Raw genomic sequence first — 2,130 nt, forward strand, 5'->3', positions numbered from 1 at the left:
GGCGGGGCCGCCCCGGCCCCGGGGCCGGGGGGGGGGGGCGGGGGGGCGCGCCCCGCACGTGGTGGGTTGTGTCAGCCGCGGGCCGTGGGCGGCTGGACGCGCTCGCGCGCCCACTGCTTGATGACCTGCCCGGCGCCGACGAGGGCCAAGACGTGATCGGGGGTGTAGGACGGGTGCGGGTCGCGCACGGCGGCCGCGAATCGTGCGGCGTCGACGTTCGCGGCCGCGGACGCGCTCACCTCGTCGCGGTGCGAGTAGGGCGCGGGGTCTTGCAGCAGGCTCACGGCGTCAAGGACGAGCCGGGCGGCGTACTCCTCGCGCTCGGCCTCGCGGAGCCGTCCCATCGCAGGGTCGATCACCGCGAGGGCGGCTGGCGCGTTGAGGTCGATGCCGTCCGTGGCCAGGTCGTCTTGCGCCTGGCGCACGGCGGTGCGGCGCAGGTACACGGCGTGTGCCGCGCGCTCGAGGTACTCCGATGCCTCGACGCGCTCGGCGGCGGCGAGGGCGGACAGCAGGTCCAGGTGCTCGCGGTGGTCGTGCAGGGAGATGACGACCTCGGCGTTCTCCGAGGCGGGCATTCCCGGCAGCCCACGCACGGCGATACCGGCGCCGGATGCCTGCCACCCCTCACGGGGCATGTCCTGGCCCCAGGGCTGCACATGCCACGTCTCCCAGGACGAGCCGCGCAGGGGGCGGCGGACGGTGTGCACGGCAACGGCCGCCGGGCCGGTCTCGGGCTGGTCCGCGATCACAGGTCCGTTCGCGAACAGCTGGACGTGCTCGCCGTCGGTGTGGTGTCGCCGGATGATCCCGATGACCACGACGCGCCGGGCTCGTCCGATTCCGCCGAACGTAGCTTCGGGCGACCGGGAGACCGTGCCGAGGATCCCGCTACGGCCTGCGTTTTGCGTGTTCTCGCTCATGGTGACCTTTCCGCCGGAGGGTGGGCCGTCCCGAGGCCGGGACCGTTTTTCGCCCCCTCCTGGCGTCGTAATCACCACCCGCGCGGGGCCTCGGGGCGCAACCCGCGGTCCGGCCCGACGACGGAGCTCGTTGCCCGGATAGAGCGACGAAGGAGCGCCGGGCGGCGAGGTCCGACGGCGGGCCGACGACGAAGTCGAGCGGGTTGAGCCACGGGGTGCGCGGGTGATGATGGAGAGCCAGGAGGGGGCAAACACCGCGCGCAGCGCGAACAGCGGCCGCGCAGCGGCCACGAGCACCCGTGACGAAGTCGCGGGCTGGGGTGCGGGGCCCGCCCCGCCCCGAGCGCAGCTCGGCACAAGTCCACGCCTTCACGCCGACACCTTCAACGGCTGGGGCCGGTCGATCAGGGAACCGTGCTCGCTGGACGCCGACCACACCACATTCCCCAGCGTGCCCAGCCCAAAACAGCGGGGGCCGGCGCGAGCGCTCCCCGCGACAACGGCGCCCCGTAGCCCCCGAGCGGGGCAGGAGCGCCGTAGGCAGGGCATCCCTTGTAGATTGGAGAGAGGATGATCTGGACGAAAGGAGTGGGGCCCGTGAGCAATCCAATGGTCTGGATCGTGGGAGCGTTCCTGGTGGCAGTCGCGGTCGGAGCGATCGCCCGGTCAATCTCCGCTCGACGTCGGCATGTACGTGGGCAGGCGTCAGGCTCTGAGGTACTGCTGAGCGGAGCAGACGAGGTTCAGAACCTGTACCTCGGTCGGCAGAATGTGGGGCCAGTCGCGTATGGTCCAGGAACTGAGCCAGTAGCCGAGCAGGTTACGGAGCGAACAGACCCCCTAGAAGAGTCCGTGTGGACGATTCACGATCCGTCCAAGGGTGAGAGATAGCGCTCCTGGGCGTGTCCAGAGGGGCACGCCCAGGAGCGCTGCGACGCTACCGCAAGTTGCCCCCGGCATCTTGCTTCGGTGATGCGGGCGCTGAATTCGAGTAGCGCTCGCTAGGGCTCTTCGAAAGCGCCCGGACGGTGAATGCTGCGGCGATGAATGCGGCGCCGAGCACGTGTGCAACCGTTACGAGAGCGCCGATCACTCCCCCGAAGATGATGAAGAACGAAACCTGGGCTGTCCCTGAGAGGTGTTCTCACCAGGCTGATTTGGCGGTTCCTCGTTGAAGGTGGAGCAGGACGAGGGCTGCTGCGGTGAT

Annotated in this window: 1 protein-coding gene; it reads right to left on the reverse strand. The window is 70.4% G+C overall.

From position 1 onward, the window contains the following. Positions 1–71 precede the first annotated feature (71 nt). Entirely contained in the window at positions 72–923 is an 852-nt protein-coding gene (locus H9623_RS18500) for a low molecular weight phosphatase family protein (RefSeq protein ID WP_193721475.1), read from the reverse strand. Positions 924–2,130 lie beyond the last annotated feature (1,207 nt).

Origin of the sequence: Oerskovia douganii, assembly GCF_015142735.1 — a bacterium.
Classification (GTDB): domain Bacteria; phylum Actinomycetota; class Actinomycetes; order Actinomycetales; family Cellulomonadaceae; genus Oerskovia; species Oerskovia douganii.